This window comes from Nocardia sp. CWNU-33, assembly GCF_046764895.1.
Taxonomy (GTDB): Bacteria; Actinomycetota; Actinomycetes; order Mycobacteriales; family Mycobacteriaceae; genus Nocardia.
Map to the genome: position 1 here is coordinate 94715 of NZ_JBKOQN010000006.1, position 16709 is coordinate 111423.

The window sequence follows — 16709 nt, forward strand, 5'->3', positions numbered from 1 at the left end:
TGAATCGTACGGTCGCCGACCGGCAACCCAACTCTGGGTACGAGAAGTTTCGCGCAGGTCATGGGCACTTCCTGCCCTGTTAGCCGCGCGTTTACGCGTTGTTAGGCCTGCGGAGGACGGTGCGCGACACGAGCGGAAATCGGTCATATCCAGCGGACATACCTCGTGTGGCAGCCGACCCCTCGGGCCGCGCTCAGTCCTCGTCGTCGGCGCCCGACATCGCGGCGCGGACCGCGCTCCCGTGTCGATCGACCCACTCGCCGAGAGCGTAGATCGGATTCAGCAAATCACGTCCCGCCGCAGTCAGCTCGTACTCGACCCGCGGCGGGGCCTCGGCGTAGCGGCGGCGTTCGATCAGGGTCATCTGCTCCATCCGACGCAGCGTCTGGGTGAGCATTTTCTGGCTGATGCCGCCGATCGCGGTGCGCAGGTCGCCCGGCCGCATCGGACCCTCGCGCAGCATGTACACGATCACCGGTAGCCACGAGTTGCCGAAGAGGTCGACCGCCATCCTGGCCGGGCAGTCGGCTTCGAAATCGCCGTACGGCGCGAACTGCGCGGGTTCCGCGACGATCGGCGTGGCAGGTTCGACTGTCATGACTCGAGCCTGCCACCGCCGTTGCGCACCCGGAGGTGCCCATCGACTTTCCTAGCGTCATTTCCGAAGACATCCAGACACATCCAGGAGTTGAGATGCGAATCGGAATCATCGGCGCCGGGCAGATGGCACAGGCGCTCGGCGGGGGTTGGGCAGCGGCCGGGCACGACATCGTCATCGGGGCGCGCTCGCAAGTCGCGGCAGACCAACTGGTCGCCACGATCGGACACAGCGCACGAGCGGGCAGCATTGTGGACGCCGCCGAGTTCGGTGCGGTTGTCCTGCTCGCGCTGCCGGTAAGCGCCCTTGACGCGGTATTGGGCGAAGTCGGCGGAAAACTGGTGGGCCGCACAGTGATCGATTGCACCAATGCGTTCATGCCGGACGCGGCCGCACCGGCGGGCGTGACCGCATTCGTGCTCTCCGAAGACGCGGTCGCCGAGCGCATTGCGGCGACCGCACTCGGCGCGCACGTGGTGAAGGCGTTCAATGTCTGCGCCGCCGAGGTATGGGCTTCGGACGCACGAGAATTCGAGGGCCGCAGGCTGGGTGTCCCGATCTGTGGTGACGACCCGGCCGCCGTGCGGCAGGTCTGCGCCCTGGCCGAAGACCTGAAGCTGCAACCGGTTTCGTCCGGTGGCCTGCACCGTGCGAAATACCTGGAGGCGACATCGGTATTCACCGTCGGCCTCTGGTTCAGCGGGCAGGATGCCAGGGCAATCTTCCCGCCGCTGGATGCCGCCTTCGCAGTCGAGGACTGAGCGAGGCCGATAGTGCCTGAAGAAAGGACGCCTGTTTCGAATGATTCGAGGAAGGCGTCCTTTTCAGTGCTCCGATGCCGATATCACCAGCCGGAATTACCGCGGACCGGGATATTGACGAAGCTCGGACGGTTCGGATCCAGCTGCACATGCTGCGGCCTCGAGCCCGTGTCGAGCAGCATCGGCAGCACCGGCAGACCCTTCGGGAAGTTGCCCGCGAACACATCGACGCGCAGGCGGTGACCCGGCTGCAAGATCGCCTCGGTGGCGGGCAGCGCAATGTCGAGGGTGGTCTCCTGGCCGGGCACCGTCGGCTGACGGCGGTCCAGCGAGGTGTAGGCGCGCGGGTCGGTGTAGTCGCCGTTGGCGGACTTGCTGCTGTTGGCCGCATCGACCTCGCGCAGCGACGCCATGATCTGTCCGGAGGAGAGCACGGTCGACTGCCCGTCCGGCGCGACATCGTTCACGGTGGCCACCCAGTAGCCGTCCGCGCCATCCTGAACGGTGTTGAGCCGCACCGCGATCCGGCCGGAGATCGTGGTGGTGTCGGCGACCGGCGCGCTGGTGAACGTCAGCCCGTTCGTCTCGGCGACCCGCGAGTCCTTGGCGCAGCCGTCGATGATCGAGAGCGCGCCCGCGCTACCCTGCGCTGCGTCGTTGGAGCACAGGGTAGTCAGGCCGGGCGCGACCGTCAGCCGCGCCGAGTCGGGGCTCGCCTGCGGCAGCAGCGATCCGTCGTACAGGCTGTTCGCGGTGCCACTGCGGTCGGCGGACAGATACATCCTGCGGTGCACCGCATCATGTGATGCCTCGGCGGCATCCGGATCGGCGAACGAATCGGTGGTGATCCAGCCGCCGCCCTGCTGACGCAGCGTGACCGGGCCGTAGCTGTCGATGCCGTTGTCGATGCCCTTGAGCCACTTGTCGAACCAGGCCCGCTGCAACACGTCCAGCCGCGGCGGCAGGCCGGGCTTGCCGTATTCGTTGCCGGAATTGATGTGATAGGTGTTGCCCATCAGCAGCTGCTTCTGGCCTGCGGGCAGCGGAATCTCGTTGTAGATCTTGGATTCCGAGTAAGTGAACAGGTCGTGCCAGCCGCCGGTCACGAAGGTCGGCACCTGGATCTTGCTCGGATCGCCCAGCCAGGCCCCCCGCGCTGCCGAGGTACCGGTCAGCAGTTCCTTCGCGCGCGGATCGAGATCCTCGACGCGGGTGGTGGTGTAGACATTGAGCAGCACGTCCATGAAGGTCAGCGGATCCTTCGCCCGATCGGCGAGCCACTGCGTGTCGAACTGGCCGTTGACCACCGACGCCAGATCCGGAAGCAGCTTGAGGCCGTTGATCGCCGTGAGCCACAGCGGAATGAAGTTGAAGCCGAAGCCGCCGCCGGGCGCGAGCACGTCGTTGACGAGGTCGCTGCCGGGCACCACCGGGAAGATCGCCTTCAGCGCGGGCGGCTGCTTCTCGGCGACCTGCACCTGGTTGATGCCGGAATACGAGATGCCGTTCATCCCGATGCGGCCGTTCGACCACGGCTGACGGGAGGCCCAGTCGATCACCTCGACGGTGTCCTGCTGCTCGCGCTCGCGCAGCATGTCCCACACACCCTGCGAGAAACCGGTGCCACGCACGTCGACGACGACCTGGGTGTAACCACTTTTGATGAGCTGGCGGTCGACCGCGAAGTTGCGCAGCTCGCCGCCGCCGAATGCCTTGGTGAGGTCGGTGACACCGGAGAGCGGCGTACCGCTCAAATCGATCTGACGGAACAACTCGATCAGCGCGTCGGAGAGACCGGGAATGGACATCGCGCTGTCGGCGAGGTTCGACACCAGCTTGGTGTAGGGCGTCATGTTGACGACGGTCGGCGTCGGGGTGTCGATCGGCCTGCCCGCCGCGTCCGCGGGGCGGTACACGTTGCCTTTGAGGACGGTGCCGTCGCTCATGGTGATCGGCACATCCCATTGGATGTTCACGTTCGGGAACTGCTGGGGGCCGTCTTCGGCCGCCGTCCAGGCCGCGCCCGCCGCGCCGCCATCAGGACCGGCGGCAACCGGTGCGGCGCTCGCGCCGGAAGTGAGGAAAGGAACGAGCACCGCGGTGGCAACTGCCGCCACCGTGACCCGCAACGCGTGCTTCATCGGACGTGATCCACCTCTCGGACTGATCGAACGAGCGAAAGTTTACATACCGACGAGTAAGTTCGAACTCCTGGTCACACGAATTTTGATCCGAATACCGATTCACATACAGCGGACAGCATGCCATATCGGCTGCATATTCCGGCTGTAGCCGCGCTCGAAGATCAGAATTGCCACTCACCAAAACAGCAGATGCGCTGCGGTCGATTGCTCGACCGCAGCGCATCTGCGTGCAGGGATTGCCGGTCAGGGCTACTTGCCGCCCTGGCTTGCCACCGCGGCGGCGCCCGCGGCAGCGGCCTCCGGATCCAGGTACTCACGCGGGCGGACCGGGCGCAGGTTCTCGTCGAGCTCGTAGCGCAGCGGGATACCGGTGGGGATGTTCAGCTCCGAGATGTCGTCGTCGGAGATCTGATCGAGATGCTTCACCAGGGCGCGCAGCGAGTTGCCGTGCGCGGCGACCAGCACGGTCTTGCCCGCGACGAGCTCCTTGGAGATGGTCGACTCCCAGTACGGGACCATCCGGTTCACCACGTCGAGCAGGCACTCCGTCTTCGGCACCTCGATGCCCGCATAGCGCGCGTCGCCCTCCTGGCTGTACTCGTTGGCCGGGTCGATCGGCGGCGGCGGGGTGTCGTAGCTGCGACGCCACAGCATGAACTGCTCGTCGCCGTACTTGTCACGGATCTGCGCCTTGTTCTTCCCCTGCAGCTCGCCGTAGTGCCGCTCGTTGAGCCGCCAGTCGCGGACCACCGGAATCCAGTGCCGGTCGGCCGCGTCCAGCGCGATGTTCGCGGTGCTGATCGCGCGGCGCAGCAGCGAGGTGTAGACGATGTCCGGCAAGATGCCGTGCTCGGCCAGCAACTCGCCGGCCCGCTTGCCCTCGGCGATACCCTTGTCGGTCAGGTGCACATCCACCCAACCGGTGAACAGATTCAGGGCATTCCATTCGCTCTCGCCGTGGCGCAGCAGCACGAGGGTGTACGTCATGCAGGCCATTCTGGCATGTGCGCAAACCTGCCTCGCATCCGTTCCCGGTGGCCGAACCGGGCATCAGCCGGTCCGAGCCCGGCCCTTCAGACAACGGTGTCGGCCGTCGCGTGGCCCGCGGCGAGCACGCCTGCGCCGACCAGGGTGGCGCCGTTGGTGATTCGCGACAGCACGACGTGAAGTCCACCGAGGAACTCCAATCGCGCGTGCCGGGCGACCGCCGCACGCAACGGCTCCCAGAGTGGTGCACCCGACTGTGCGAAACCGCCGCCGATCACCACCAGATCGATATCCTGCAGCGCGGCCGCCGAGGCGATGGCCTGCCCGAGCGCGGTCCCGGATCGATGCAGCGCCGCGAGCGCGATGTCGTCGCCGGAGTGCGCCGCTTTCGCCAGCGCGGCACCGGTCGCACCGGACCAGCCCTGCGCACGAGCCCAGCGCACCGACGACATGCCGCTGGCGATCGCCTCGACGCACCCGACCCCGCCGCATTCGCACGGCACATCCCAGCCCGGCACCACAATGTGACCGATATGCCCAGCGTTGCCGGTCCGGCCGAGCAGTACCCGGCCATCCGCAATGATCCCGCCGCCGATCCCCGACGACACCGTCATCGCCAGCCCGTTCGCGACGCCGCGCAATGCGCCGACATGATGTTCGGCCAGCGCCAAGCAAGCACCGTCGATGGCGAATCGTATTGCGGCGCCGGGAAATAGCTTCTGCACCTCGGCGACGATCGGGAATCCGGACTTCCACTCGGGGATGTTCAGCGGGCTCGTGACACCGGACCGGGTATCGACAGGACCGGCCGAGCCGATCCCGATGGCGGTGACGGTGTCGTCGCCCGCGACCTCCGCCAACAGCGTGCGGCACGCCTCCCACACCGCCTCGCGCGGCACATCGACCTGCCGCACGTCACGCACCTTGCGGCCCCCGTGCACCCGTCCCGCCGCGAACTTCGTCGCGCCGATATCAAGAGCAAGAACTGTCATAGCCGGGCCGCCTCCACACTCACCGAGTCCCAGCGCGATTGTCGCGCACCACGGGCCTGCCCGGGAGAGATCCCGCACCCTACGGCGTCGAGGGCGACTCTCCGAGCACCGACGCCAGCACCGCGTCCGCGAATTCCCGGAGCAACTTCCCCGTGCTCGGTTGATCCGACATCGCCGTCCTGCAGTGGGTTCAGCAACGAAGCCGGACTCGCTCAGGGCTGATCGGCCGCGTCCACCAAATGCTCGAAGGCGCGCAGATTCGTCAGCGATTCGCCGCGCGAGACACGCCACTTCCACTCTCTCCGAATGGATTCGGCGAAGCCGAGTTCGAGCAGGGTGTTGAAGTCGGCTTCGACGGCCTCGAGGATCTGGCCGAACACCCGGTCCAGTTCATCGGCGGTGACAGCGTGGGTGGCGATGCGGCCGACCAGGTAGATATCGCCGACACGGTCGAGGGTGTAGGCCACGCCGTAGAGCCTGCGGTTGCGCCGCAGCAGGAATTTATAGACGCCTTCGAAGTTCTCGTCGGGCTTGCGGCAGACGAACGATTCGATCCGTAGGCCGTGCTTGCCGACGGTGAGCATGACGGTGGTCTTCAGCTTGCGCTCACCGGGCAGGATGACGACGAAGACATCCGCGCTCGGCCGGGTGTATTCGATCTCCCTCTCACGCAGCGTCGCATCGATCAGCTGCGCGGTCGCGTGCGCCCCGCTACTCACCGGCGTGCTCCCATCCGGCGCCGCCACAGCGCCCGTGATCTGGCCTGGTTGCTCTCGCCGAGGAGAGCGGCCGCGCGTTCCATGGCGAGGCTAGCGCGCTCACCGGGTTCCGCGGGACGTGCGGCGTCGAACTCGGTGCCGTCGCCGAGCAGCTGTGCACGGTCGGACAGCACGCCGCGGCCGCCACCGAGCCGGGTGCGCACCGCACGGAAATCGGTCAGCGCCGCGGAGTAGCTGGCAAGCAGTCCTTCCGCGGTGTGTTCCCAGGAGAAGTTGGCGGCATGTCCGACGGCGCAGGCGCTCATCCGGGCCAGCCGTTGCGGGTCGTCCAGCAGGTAACCGAGCGCGCTCGCCCAATCGGTGGTCGCGTGGCCGGGAAGCAGCAGGCCGCTCTCGCCGTGGCGGACCGCGGTGCCGAGCCCGCCCACGTCCGCTGCCAGCACCGGCGTACCGCTGGCCTGCGCTTCGATGGCGACCAGTCCGAACGATTCGTTGTAGCTGGGCACCGCGACCAGATCGGCGGCGCGGTACACCTGGACGAGGCGGTCGGGCGGCTGCGGCGGCAGGAAGGTCACGCGGTCGGCGATGCCGAGGCCGGCCGCCAGTTCGATCAGCGCGTCGGGGCGCTCGAGTCCGGTTCCGGATGGGCCGCCGACGATGAGCACCCGCAGCTGCCGCGCGGGCTGGGCGCGCAGCACCTCGGCCGCGGCGCGCACCAGTACGTCGGGGGCCTTCAGCGGCTGGATCCGACCGACGAATGCGACGATCTGCTCGTCGGTGGCCAGCCCCAATTCCGCGCGGGCGGCGGCCTTGTCGCCGGGGCGGTAGCGGGTCAGATCGGCCCCGGGCGGCACCACGTCGATGCGTTCGGGGTCGGCGCCGTAGAGCTCGATGAGCTGGCGCGCCTCGTCGGCGGTGTTGGCGACCATCCGATCCGCTTCGGCGATCACCTGCTTCTCACCGATCTCCCGGGTGACGGGTTCGGGACAGTCGCCGTCAGCGAGTGCGGCGTTCTTCACGGCGGCCAGGGTGTGGGCGGTGTGCACGAGTGGCACCCGCCAGCGGTCTCTGGCCAGCCACCCGACCTGACCGGACAGCCAGTAGTGCGAGTGCACGAGGTCGTAGTAACCGGGCTGATGCCTGGCTTCCTGCCGCAGCACCTCGGCGGTGAAGGGGCACAGTTGGGTCGGCAGGTCGTGTTTGTCCAGCCCCTCGAACGGACCCGCCACCACGTTGCGCACGAGCACTCCGGGCGCGGCCTCCTGCACGGGCGGGACATTCGAGGAGGTGGCCCTGGTGAAGATCTCCACCTCGGTACCGCGGCGGGCCAGCTGAATGGCAGTTTGCAGCACGTACACGTTCATGCCGCCCGCGTCGCCAGTGCCCGGTTGAGCAAGTGGTGAGGTGTGCACCGATAGCACGGCAATCCGATTGGGCCGTAGGTCCGGGCGTTCACTCACACTATCCATAGTGCACGTTGCATCGGCGAACTCAGACGCCGCTACCGAGGCAAGTGACGGCCATCACATGTCGGTCGTGAGCACACTCACGAACTCGCGCCGTCCAAAGACACTCCCCGAACACGACCCAGTCTGCGCGAGGAGCGCAGACCGTACCGGCGGGTTTCGGACGGCTACTTCGGCGCGACCTCCAGGCCGTCGACGAACGCACCGATCTCGGCCACGAACCGCGCGCGGTCCTCGATGAACAAACCGTGCTGCGCGCCCTCCCAGAACGAGGCGCGCGCACCGGGGACCGTGTCGAGGATGTAGCGGCCGTTCTCGATCGGGACGACCGGATCACTGGTGCCGTGCAGAACCAGCACCGGGACATCGAGGGCGCGCAGCGTCTCGGTGTTGTCGACGGTCCGATAGAACAGCGCCTTGCGCACCCGCGGCGGTGTGGCCAGGCTCGTGCCGAACAGTCGCTGGGCATCAACGCCCTTGTCCTGGCCCGGGCCGGTGTTGGCATTGCCGAAGGCGCCGAAAGCACGTATCGCACGCCCGGCGCTTTCCTCGAAGACGCCGGGAATGGCTTCCTGCATGGCCGAACCGGTCGCCGCACCTGGTGCACGGCCGATATTGGCCATCGAACCGGTGTAGACAACGCCGGCGATCGCGCCGGTGCCATAGGCGGTCAAGTAGTCGCTGAGCACAATGCCGCCGTAGGACCAGCCCAGCAGCACCGCGCCGGATTCGATGCCCTCCCGCTCGAGCACCGCCGCGATATCGGCGGCCCAGTTCTCGGGATCGTCGTACCCGGCCTCCGGCGCATCGGAGTAGCCGTGCCCGCGCAGATCGACGGCGATGACACGGAAGCGCTCGGCCAACTCGTCAGCGGCCGCACCCCAGCACCGCAGATTCGCGGACCAACCGTGCAGCAGCACCATCGGGCGCCCATCGGCGGGCCCACTGACCCGATAGACGATGGTGGTTCCGTCCGCACTGACCGCATCCCGAATAGCCATGCCACCGAGGCTAACGGTGCGGCGCGCGCCGACCGTGATCCGGGCAACAACCCCGGTCTCCGGCAAACTCCCTGCACTTAGGATCGAGATCATGAGTATCCGCACCGCCGTCGTCACCGGAGCCAGCTCGGGAATCGGGGAAGCCACCGCCAGGGAGCTCGCCGAGCAGGGTTACCACGTCTACGTCGGCGCCCGCAGGCTCGATCGGCTGCAGACCCTCGCCGACGAAATCGGCGGCACCGCGCTGGAACTCGATGTGACCTCCGACGAATCGGTGCAGGCCTTCACCGACGCGATCGACAGCGCCGACGTGCTCGTCAACAATGCGGGTGGCGCAAAGGGCCTCGCCCCGGTGGCGGAGGCCGATCTCGACGACTGGCGCTGGATGTGGGAGACCAATGTGCTCGGCACGCTGCGCATCACCAAGGCGCTGCTGCCGAAGCTGATCGCCTCGGGCGACGGCCTCATCGTCACCATCACCTCGGTGGCCGCCTTCCACGCCTATGACAACGGCTCCGGCTACACCTCCGCCAAGCACGCCCAGGCCGTCCTGCACCGCACGCTGCGCGGCGAGCTGCTCGGCCAACCGGTCCGGCTCACCGAGATCGCGCCCGGCGCCGTCGAGACCGAGTTCTCCCTGGTCCGCTTCGACGGTGACGCCGAACGCGCCGCCAAGGTGTACGAAGGCATCGACCCCCTGGTCGCGCAGGACATCGCGGAGATTGTCGGCTTTGTCGCGTCTCGACCGTCACACGTCAACCTGGACCAGATCGTCGTCGCGCCGCGCGACCAGGTGGTGCCCGGTCGCTTCGCGCGCCGCAGCTGAGATCGGGTCCGCGCTCGGGTCGCAGCACCACGCTCTCCCGTCTATCGTGGCCCGGAGCCAGGGCTGGCCGAGTGCCCCGTAGCGGTTGCTCAGCGTGCACGGACGGTTAGCATCCGGGATTTGAAATTCGAATACACCAGATTGGAGTTGCTCGGCTCATGCTCAAGGGTTTCAAAGATTTCCTGATGCGCGGGAACGTTATCGACCTTGCGGTCGCGGTGGTCATGGGCACCGCGTTCACCGCGGTGGTGACGGCGGTGACCAAGGGCATCATCAATCCCTTGCTCGCCGTTTTGGGCAAGACCAACGAGCTGGGACTCGGCGTCCAATTGGTAGCGGACAAGCCCGCCACTTTCATCGCGGTCGGCCCGATCATCACCGCGCTCATCGATTTCGTCATGGTCGCCGCGGTGCTGTACTTCGTGCTGATGGTGCCGATGAAGACGCTCAAGAACCGCTTCGGCACCACCAAGGCCGCCGAGCCGACCGAGACCGAACTGCTCATCGAAATCCGCGACCTGCTCGCCGGGCGCAACCTGGGCACCGTCGAGGAGGCCATCGCGCTGGAGAAGGCAAACGTGGCGCCCGAGAAGGCCGCATCGAACCGGTAATCACCTGGCGCCCAAGACAATCCGCCCCCGTTCGGATCATCGAACGGGGGCGGATCTGTATGCGCTGGTCGCGGATCAACGCGGCGGCCCCGGCGCGACCGGTGTCGCAGAGATGCTGGGAGCGTGCGCGGCGTCCAACGCGGACAAGCCCTTCCAGGTGCTCCAGTCGATGGTCCAGTCGTAGAGATCGCCGTCGGCGGCCGACATCTGGATCGACGTGCCGGTCACTTCGACCGGATCGCCGTAGAGCGCGGTCGGGAAGTACGCTTGCGCGTCACTGGGCGAAAGATTGATGCAGCCGTTGGTCACATTCGACGCCCCTTGCGCCGACAGCGATTCCGGATTCGCGTGGATGAATTCGCCGTTATTGGAGATGCGTACCGCCCAGCGTTCGCGAACGTTGGTGTAGAACGGCGGATTCGACATCATGAAGTCTTCGTATTTCTCGGTGACCACGTGCACACCGGAGCGGGTCACATTGCGTGGCTCATTGCCCTGGCCGTAGCTGACCGGGAAGTCGAAGACGACCTGGCCGTCGCGCACCACCTGCATGCGGTGGCTCGGCGCGTTGGCCTGCACGACTTGACGGCGGCCGATGCGGAAATCCGAAGTGAGATCGGTGTATCCATAGTTGCCGCCGCCGAGGTCGAGTCCGTAGAGCTTGGCCGTGACCTGCACGGTGGTGCCGGGGACCCAGTAGTCCTTCGGCCGCCAATGCAGGCGCGAGCCGCCGTTGTCGTCGGGGAACCAGGCCCACGCGCCCTCGGTGGGCGGGTTGGTCGTGACGGTCAGCGCCTTCTCTACCGCGGCCTTGTTCTGCACAGAAGCCTTGAACTGCAGGATGATCGGCGCGGCGATGCCGACTTCCTGGTTGTCGGCGATATTGACGGTCGCGGGGACCGCGTTCTTCGGCGCGAGCGTGCGGAAGGTGCCGTCGATGGGAACCGGTTTGCGATCGGTGCCGATCGCCGTGCCCGACCAGGTGTAGGTGGCGGCGTAGCCGAGCGCCTCGGTGATCTTGTAGCCGCGCTTGTCCGGTGCGAGTTCGCCGGTGACCTGCTTGCCGTTGGCATTGGTCAGCGCGATCTGGTCGATGGTGCCGTCGGCGACGGTGACCGAGACCGGTGCCGTCGGGTTGACATTCTCGGCGTCGGCGGCCGGGGCCATGCTCACTTTTGCGACCGGACCGGAGTCGCGGGCGGAGTCGCTCTTGCCGCCGCGGTCGATCGTGCAGCTTGCCACCAGGGCGACCACGACGAGTAGCACGGCCGACACGGCGGCGGCCGGTCTTCGGATGACTGGACGATTGCACACTTCTTCGAATTTACGCGCGAGAAATCGTTCGCTCGGCTAGCGAAGAATGTGGCGTCATCCGGTTAGAGCGTGACGCCGACCGTGACCGGTTCCGGCTCGAGCCGGATCCCGAATCGCTCGGCGACACCGTCGCGGACCGTCCTGGCCAGCGCGACCAAATCCGCGGCCGTCGCGTCACCACGGTTGGTCAGCGCCAACGTGTGTTTCGTGGACAGCCGAGCCGGGGCCGCCTGCCCGGGAAAGCCCTTGGCGAAACCGGCCCGCTCGATGAGCCAGCCCGCGGAGAATTTGACCCCGTCCGGCGCCGGATAGGTCGGGATCGTGACATCTCCCACATGCGCGGTGATCGCGGCCCGCACCTCGCCCACCCCGGCCTCCGGAACGACCGGGTTGGTGAAGAAGGACCCCGCGCTCCAGGTGTCGTGATCGCCGGGGTCGAGCACCATGCCCTTGCCCGCCCGTAGGCCGAGCACCGCCGCCCGCACCTGTGCCGCCGGTCTGGATTCGCCGTTGGTCGCGCCGAGCGCGTTCGCCAGCTCGCCATAGCGCAGCGGTGCGCTGGACCCGCTGGGATCGAGCGCGTAATCGACGGCGAGCACGACGGCGTGGTCACGGTGTTTGAGCACGCTGGTCCGGTATCCGAAACCGAGCTCGCCCGGCTCGACCCAGCGGATCTCGCCGGTAGCGCGATCGAGCAATCGCGCCCGGCGCAGCAGGCGCTCCACCTCGACGCCATACGCGCCGACATTCTGCACCGGGGTCGCGCCCGCCGATCCCGGAATGCCGGAAAGGCACTCCAGCCCGCCCAACCCGGCCCCGACCGTCGCCTCCACCACCGTGTCCCAGTTCGCACCCGCCTCGGCAATCACACCGTCCGCGCCGATCTCGACGCCCTCGGTCCGCACCAGGACGACGACACCGTCGAAGCCCTCGTCACCGATCAGCAGATTGGAGCCGCCGGCGAGCAGCAACATCGGTATTCCGGCCGCGTCCAGCGCGCGCACGGTCGCCACCAGCGACTCGGTCGTCACACACTCGGCCACCGTCGCGGGCCCGCCGACCCGCAGCGTGGTCAGTTCCGCAAGCCGCACCGATTCGCGCACCAGCGCACCGGTATCGGCCAGCAGTTCGCGCAGCTGATCCGACGACACCACCCGTGAAGTTCGCACAGCCAGACGGTAGCGTGTTCGAACATGGCTACACCCCTGGCGTACACGGCCCGCTATTCGCATCCGGTCGCGGCCGTGCGCGCGGCGATCGCTGACGAGCAGTATTGGAAGGACCGCATCGCCGAGGTGGGTGGGCCCAACGCCCGACTCGATTCGGTCGCCGTCAACGGTGATCAGGTCCACGTCGAGATGGTCCAGGCCATCGCCGCCGAGCTGCTGCCCGCCGCCATCACCGCGGTCCGCCCCGGCGATCTGATCATCCCACGCGCTGAGAATTGGTCCGGCGATACCGCGACCTTCGAGGCCCGCGTCGACGGCGCACCCGCCGAGGTCCGCGGCGCCATCTCCCTCGTTGCCGACGGCTCCGGCTCGGTCGCCACGGTCACCGGCAGCATCGAGGTGAAGATCCCGCTGTTCGGCGGGAAGATCGAAGCCGCGATCGCCGAGCGCCTCACCGAACTGTTCGCCTCCGAAGAGGAGTTCACCAACAACTGGCTCGCTCAGCGCTGAGTCCGCGCCCGACGCCGCACACCTTCTGAAATGTCAGGAGGTGTGCGTTCGTTCCGGGGCGTTAGCACGGCGCCCAGCCGAGGAGCGCTGCCACCAGTGCCGGGACAGCAGTCCGGCCAGCAGCGCGCCGACCGCGTTGACGAGCACATCGTCGACCGAGGAATGACGCCCTACCCCCAGCGCGAACTGCAGCATCTCGACGCCGCCCGACAGGATCGCGCCGACCATCAGCAGTCGCCACGGATCGGCGAACCAGGCCGAGCGCACCGGAAGCAGAAACCCGAGCGCCGCAAAGACCAACAGGTTCCCGCCGAGCTGTTCGACAACCCGGTCCTCGGTGAGCTGATCGGCCAGGTCACGCAGCGGCACCAGGTTGACCGAGCGACCGGAACCGGCGGGCGTGAGAATCATCCACAGCCACGGCACCGTACCGACCACCATGCCCACATCGCAGAGCGCGGTGCGCCAGGAACCGCGCCGCCGCGCCAGCCACCACGCGACCGGGCTCGCCGCCGGAATCGCGGCCAGCGCCGCAACGACCACCCCACCCCATGTCTGCCATGTCCCGTTCACTTCGCAAGTCTGACCGAAAGATTTCGGTCTCGGCCGTGCGCGGGCGGCCACCAGCGCGAACTGGGTAATCTCCTGGTCCGACCGCGTGCGGATGGTCTTCACATTCACCGCCGAGCGATGGCGCGGCAATCGGTCCCGGTAACGTAATCGCTCATGGCTCGCCGACTGGACTATTCAGCCCGCTACCCGTTGCACACCACCAAAGAGCTGTATGCAGCGCTGTCGAACCGCGACTATTGGGAGGCGCGGGTCACGGAGATGCGGAAGTACTCGGAGAACGAAGTCGTGAGTCACGAGGTGAGCGACTCCGGGATCGAGATCGTGCTGCACCACATCCTGCCGCGAGAGATGCTGCCGGAGATGGCGCAGGCGGTGATGCGCAAGGACATGGTGATCACCCGCAAGGAGAGCTACGGCCCGTTCAACGAGGAAGAAGTCGTCGGCAAATACTCTGCGTCCATCCCCGCGGGCCCCGGCAGCCTCGGCGGCGCCATCCGCGTGTTCCCCACCGACACCGGCTGCACCGCGCGGTTCTCCTCGGAGGCGAAGGTGTTCATTCCCATGGTTGGTCCGCGACTCGAGCAGCTGATGCTGGTGAACCTCGTCGACCTGTTCCGTGCCGAGGCCGAAGAGACCGTGCGGTGGCTGGAAGAGCAAAACCCGACCAGCTGACCAAACCGGTCGGCACCATCACCCGCGGCACCACCGGCGTCAACCGGCTGCGGCGCAGCGACCGCTGGCTGATCAACGACGAGCTGGTCCGTGCGCGCCTGCAGACCGCGCCGGATCCGCTGGTCGTCGATCTCGGTTACGGTGCGAGCCCGTGGACCACGCTGGAGCTGGCGACCCGGGTGCGGACCGTCCGCGCCGACGTGCGCGTGATCGGTCTGGAGATCGATCCGGAACGGGTGGTACCCGGCCGCGACGGTGTCGGGTTCGCCCGCGGCGGCTTCGAATTGGCCGGGCTGCGGCCGGTCTTGGTGCGCGCGTTCAATGTGCTGCGGCAATATCCGGAATCGGCGGTTCCCGACGCGTGGGCGACCATCCTGTCCGGCGTCGCCCCTGACGGCCTGCTGGTCGACGGAACCTGCGATGAACTCGGCCGCCGCTGCGCGTGGGTGCTGCTGGATCGCTCGGGACCACTGTCGCTCACCCTGGCATGGGATCCGTTCACCGTCGAGCGCCCCTCCGACATCGCCGAGCGACTTCCGAAGGCGTTGATCCACCGCAACGTTCCCGGCGAACCGATCCATGCTCTGCTCACCGCCGCCGACCGCGCCTGGGCCCACGCCGCGCCACACGCGCCGTTCGGGCCACGGGTCCGCTGGCGGACCGCGGCGGAGTCGTTGCGGCAGGAAGGTTTTCCGGTGCGGACCTACCGCCGCCGCATGCGCGACTGTGTGCTCTCGGTGCCGTGGTCGGCCGTCGCGCCGAACAACGATCGCACATAGTCCGTCGCGGCCCCGACCGAGTCGAGCGCCGTCGCGACCGAGCCTGTTGCCGTCGCGACCGGCAGCATCGAATGCGGCTCGAAGGGCTGACGCCACAGGCCGCCGTGCGCCGCGCCCACCGCGAACAGGCTCTCCGGATTCGCATCATCCGGCACGGCAGGCGGTGCCATCAGGTCGGCGACCAGTTTCGCAGCGAGAAGTGTTCGTGCCGTGGCGGGTTCGAATATTTCGACGCCGAATCGGTGCATGCCACGGTAGGCGGCCGCAAGCGAACGCTCGGCGCGCACCGCACTCGTCGAGGCCGGTGGCGCGACGGTGTAGGACACCGTGCGCCCCGCAGTGTGCGCGAGCACCGCGCGCCAGCGCAGGATACGGTGCGCCAGAGCATGATTCGGGCCGATGGACGGAACAAGCGCATCCGCGACACCCCATTTCGCCCCGAGGTGGTCGGTGACCGTGGTGCGATAGTTCGGCCGATAGAGCGTCGACACCGACAGCAGCCGCAGCAGATTCTGGTCCGCGCCACGCAGACCGCGCCCGTGCAGTCGCGCATGCGCCTGCGCGACAACCTCTTCCGGCACGGCATAACAGTCGATCGGCGACCCGAGAAACGCCAGCGCGGCGTCCGGCCGGTGCTCGAGCAGATCCTCGACAAGGACGTCCTGCGCGGTGGCGAGCCGAACTCCCGCGGACCCCTGATCATTCGCGTACAGGCCGAACACCGGCCGGACCTCCGCACCGAGCTGCGCACGGATCCAATGCACCAGCGCCGGGAACTGCTGGGTGATATCGACGCCGGGATCGGCCGTGACCGGATAGCGCAGCACCCCGGCACCGGTCTCGGCGAGCCGCGAAAGTTCCTGCCAGCGTTCCGTCCCCGGCAGATCGATGCCGAGCACGTCCGCACCCCACCGCAACAGCGGGCGCAGCGGGCCGAGCTCGGCCGCCGCCCCGGTGACTATGACACGGAAACCAGTCAGTGCCAACCACTCCGGATGGTCGATCACCCGTTCCACCGCGGCGGCGAATCCCGGTTCCACGATGCCGCCGCGACGCCATTCGGTCAGCTGGCGCTGCAACGACTCCTCCGCCAGCACCGTGTCGCGGTAGGGGACTTCCAGCCGCCCGAGTGGTTTCGCGGTGCCCTCGACCCGGACGGTATCGAGGGTGCCCGGTTCGGCAACCTTTTCGACGTCGACGCTGCGCAGCGGCGCGACGGTTGCTCCGGTCACCAGCCGAAGCAACTTGCGCGCGGAGCGCAGCCCTTCGGTCGCGATGCCGACCGACGCCGCAGGCGAGCTGGCAGCCAACGCGGTCAGCCCACGAAACACCGTGCGATAGGAGCAGCGCCAGTCCCGGCAGGTCTCCACCGTCTGGGCGAGATCCGCGTCATACCCGCGGACCGCGTCGGCGACCACGGCGGTGGCGAACATATCGCCGATCCGCTCGGGCGCACCGGAGGGGAAGACGAGATCCCACCTGCTCTGACCTTCGGTCCCCATGATCAGTCACCCTGCCATGATCGCGCGCCCGACAAAACCGGACGCCAAGGCAATTCATAGCCGAAACGAATCACCTCGCACCCGC

At 67.6% G+C, this 16709-nt stretch carries 17 protein-coding genes; 6 read left to right on the forward strand and 11 right to left on the reverse strand.

What is annotated here, in order from left to right:
• Positions 1–193: 193 nt before the first annotated feature.
• Positions 194–598: a helix-turn-helix domain-containing protein gene (locus ACLMAL_RS09915; protein ID WP_328406645.1), complete on the reverse strand. Its 405-nt coding sequence runs from the start codon at positions 596–598 to the stop codon at positions 194–196.
• 95 nt (positions 599–693) lie between these two features.
• On the opposite strand from ACLMAL_RS09915, the gene ACLMAL_RS09920 reads away from it, so the two are divergent.
• Positions 694–1359: an NADPH-dependent F420 reductase gene (locus ACLMAL_RS09920; protein WP_411998773.1), complete on the forward strand. Its 666-nt coding sequence runs from the start codon at positions 694–696 to the stop codon at positions 1357–1359.
• Between the two features lie 83 nt (positions 1360–1442).
• Here the strand turns inward: ACLMAL_RS09920 and ACLMAL_RS09925 are convergent, their stop codons facing one another.
• The 6 genes from ACLMAL_RS09925 to ACLMAL_RS09950 all read right to left on the reverse strand — a co-directional run bounded on the left by ACLMAL_RS09925 (position 1443) and on the right by ACLMAL_RS09950 (position 8668).
• Entirely contained in the window at positions 1443–3500 is a 2058-nt protein-coding gene (locus tag ACLMAL_RS09925) for a CocE/NonD family hydrolase (protein ID WP_411998774.1), read from the reverse strand.
• 252 nt (positions 3501–3752) lie between these two features.
• A complete protein-coding gene (locus tag ACLMAL_RS09930) occupies positions 3753–4490 on the reverse strand; it encodes a phosphoglyceromutase (RefSeq protein ID WP_406233713.1) in 738 nt (245 codons plus the stop codon).
• Positions 4491–4576: 86 nt separating this feature from the next.
• Entirely contained in the window at positions 4577–5482 is a 906-nt protein-coding gene (locus ACLMAL_RS09935; RefSeq protein ID WP_328406649.1) for an ROK family protein, read from the reverse strand.
• 212 nt (positions 5483–5694) lie between these two features.
• A complete protein-coding gene (locus ACLMAL_RS09940; protein WP_328406650.1) occupies positions 5695–6201 on the reverse strand; it encodes a YbjN domain-containing protein in 507 nt (168 codons plus the stop codon).
• A complete protein-coding gene (mshA, locus tag ACLMAL_RS09945; protein WP_411998775.1) occupies positions 6198–7670 on the reverse strand; it encodes a D-inositol-3-phosphate glycosyltransferase in 1473 nt (490 codons plus the stop codon). Before mshA ends, ACLMAL_RS09940 begins: the two co-directional genes overlap by 4 nt.
• Before the next feature lie 164 nt (positions 7671–7834).
• Positions 7835–8668 (reverse strand): alpha/beta fold hydrolase, encoded by an 834-nt coding sequence (locus tag ACLMAL_RS09950; protein WP_411998776.1) that lies wholly within the window; start codon positions 8666–8668, stop codon positions 7835–7837.
• A gap of 91 nt (positions 8669–8759) precedes the next feature.
• Between ACLMAL_RS09950 and ACLMAL_RS09955 the strand changes: the two genes are divergently transcribed.
• Together ACLMAL_RS09955 and mscL are read left to right on the forward strand one after the other, a co-directional pair.
• A complete protein-coding gene (locus ACLMAL_RS09955) occupies positions 8760–9494 on the forward strand; it encodes an SDR family NAD(P)-dependent oxidoreductase (protein WP_411998777.1) in 735 nt (244 codons plus the stop codon).
• Positions 9495–9652: 158 nt separating this feature from the next.
• Positions 9653–10105 carry a large conductance mechanosensitive channel protein MscL gene (gene mscL / locus ACLMAL_RS09960; protein ID WP_406233723.1) on the forward strand — a complete coding sequence of 151 codons (453 nt, stop codon included), beginning with the start codon at positions 9653–9655 and terminating at the stop codon, positions 10103–10105.
• Positions 10106–10180: 75 nt separating this feature from the next.
• On the opposite strand, the gene ACLMAL_RS09965 is transcribed toward mscL, so the two are convergent.
• Together ACLMAL_RS09965 and ACLMAL_RS09970 are read right to left on the reverse strand one after the other, a co-directional pair.
• Positions 10181–11419, reverse strand: coding sequence for a L,D-transpeptidase (locus tag ACLMAL_RS09965; RefSeq protein WP_411998778.1), 1239 nt, complete (start codon positions 11417–11419; stop codon positions 10181–10183).
• 62 nt (positions 11420–11481) lie between these two features.
• Complete coding sequence (locus ACLMAL_RS09970; protein WP_411998991.1) at positions 11482–12570, reverse strand: UDP-N-acetylmuramate dehydrogenase; 1089 nt, start codon at positions 12568–12570, stop codon at positions 11482–11484.
• Between the two features lie 42 nt (positions 12571–12612).
• On the opposite strand from ACLMAL_RS09970, the gene ACLMAL_RS09975 reads away from it, so the two are divergent.
• Positions 12613–13098 carry a DUF2505 domain-containing protein gene (locus ACLMAL_RS09975; RefSeq protein WP_328406656.1) on the forward strand — a complete coding sequence of 162 codons (486 nt, stop codon included), beginning with the start codon at positions 12613–12615 and terminating at the stop codon, positions 13096–13098.
• A gap of 33 nt (positions 13099–13131) precedes the next feature.
• On the opposite strand, the gene ACLMAL_RS09980 is transcribed toward ACLMAL_RS09975, so the two are convergent.
• On the reverse strand, positions 13132–13671 hold the full coding sequence (locus ACLMAL_RS09980) for a VanZ family protein (RefSeq protein WP_411998779.1): 540 nt from the start codon (positions 13669–13671) through the stop codon (positions 13132–13134).
• 153 nt (positions 13672–13824) lie between these two features.
• Here ACLMAL_RS09980 and ACLMAL_RS09985 point away from each other — a divergent pair, with 153 nt between their 5' ends.
• Positions 13825–14343 carry a DUF2505 domain-containing protein gene (locus ACLMAL_RS09985; RefSeq protein WP_411998780.1) on the forward strand — a complete coding sequence of 173 codons (519 nt, stop codon included), beginning with the start codon at positions 13825–13827 and terminating at the stop codon, positions 14341–14343.
• Complete coding sequence (locus ACLMAL_RS09990; protein ID WP_411998781.1) at positions 14313–15122, forward strand: class I SAM-dependent methyltransferase; 810 nt, start codon at positions 14313–14315, stop codon at positions 15120–15122. The genes ACLMAL_RS09985 and ACLMAL_RS09990 overlap by 31 nt, the downstream gene beginning before the upstream one ends.
• Here the strand turns inward: ACLMAL_RS09990 and ACLMAL_RS09995 are convergent.
• Positions 15047–16624, reverse strand: a complete 1578-nt coding sequence (locus tag ACLMAL_RS09995; protein ID WP_411998782.1) for a hypothetical protein — start codon at positions 16622–16624, stop codon at positions 15047–15049. The two genes, ACLMAL_RS09990 and ACLMAL_RS09995, sit on opposite strands and share 76 nt — an antisense overlap.
• Positions 16625–16709: the final 85 nt, after the last annotated feature.

Bases quoted from the DNA above. Each gene is read 5' to 3' on its own strand.
- ACLMAL_RS09915 (WP_328406645.1), bottom strand. From the start codon at position 598: ATGACAGTCGAACCTGCCACGCCGATCGTCGCGGAACCCGCGCAGTTC.
- ACLMAL_RS09975 (WP_328406656.1), top strand. From the start codon at position 12,613: ATGGCTACACCCCTGGCGTACACGGCCCGCTATTCGCATCCGGTCGCG.
- mshA (WP_411998775.1), bottom strand. From the start codon at position 7,670: ATGGATAGTGTGAGTGAACGCCCGGACCTACGGCCCAATCGGATTGCC.
- ACLMAL_RS09985 (WP_411998780.1), top strand. From the start codon at position 13,825: ATGGCTCGCCGACTGGACTATTCAGCCCGCTACCCGTTGCACACCACC.
- ACLMAL_RS09930 (WP_406233713.1), bottom strand. From the start codon at position 4,490: ATGACGTACACCCTCGTGCTGCTGCGCCACGGCGAGAGCGAATGGAAT.
- mscL (WP_406233723.1), top strand. From the start codon at position 9,653: ATGCTCAAGGGTTTCAAAGATTTCCTGATGCGCGGGAACGTTATCGAC.
- ACLMAL_RS09935 (WP_328406649.1), bottom strand. From the start codon at position 5,482: ATGACAGTTCTTGCTCTTGATATCGGCGCGACGAAGTTCGCGGCGGGA.
- ACLMAL_RS09950 (WP_411998776.1), bottom strand. From the start codon at position 8,668: ATGGCTATTCGGGATGCGGTCAGTGCGGACGGAACCACCATCGTCTAT.
- ACLMAL_RS09920 (WP_411998773.1), top strand. From the start codon at position 694: ATGCGAATCGGAATCATCGGCGCCGGGCAGATGGCACAGGCGCTCGGC.
- ACLMAL_RS09995 (WP_411998782.1), bottom strand. From the start codon at position 16,624: ATGGGGACCGAAGGTCAGAGCAGGTGGGATCTCGTCTTCCCCTCCGGT.
- ACLMAL_RS09955 (WP_411998777.1), top strand. From the start codon at position 8,760: ATGAGTATCCGCACCGCCGTCGTCACCGGAGCCAGCTCGGGAATCGGG.
- ACLMAL_RS09925 (WP_411998774.1), bottom strand. From the start codon at position 3,500: ATGAAGCACGCGTTGCGGGTCACGGTGGCGGCAGTTGCCACCGCGGTG.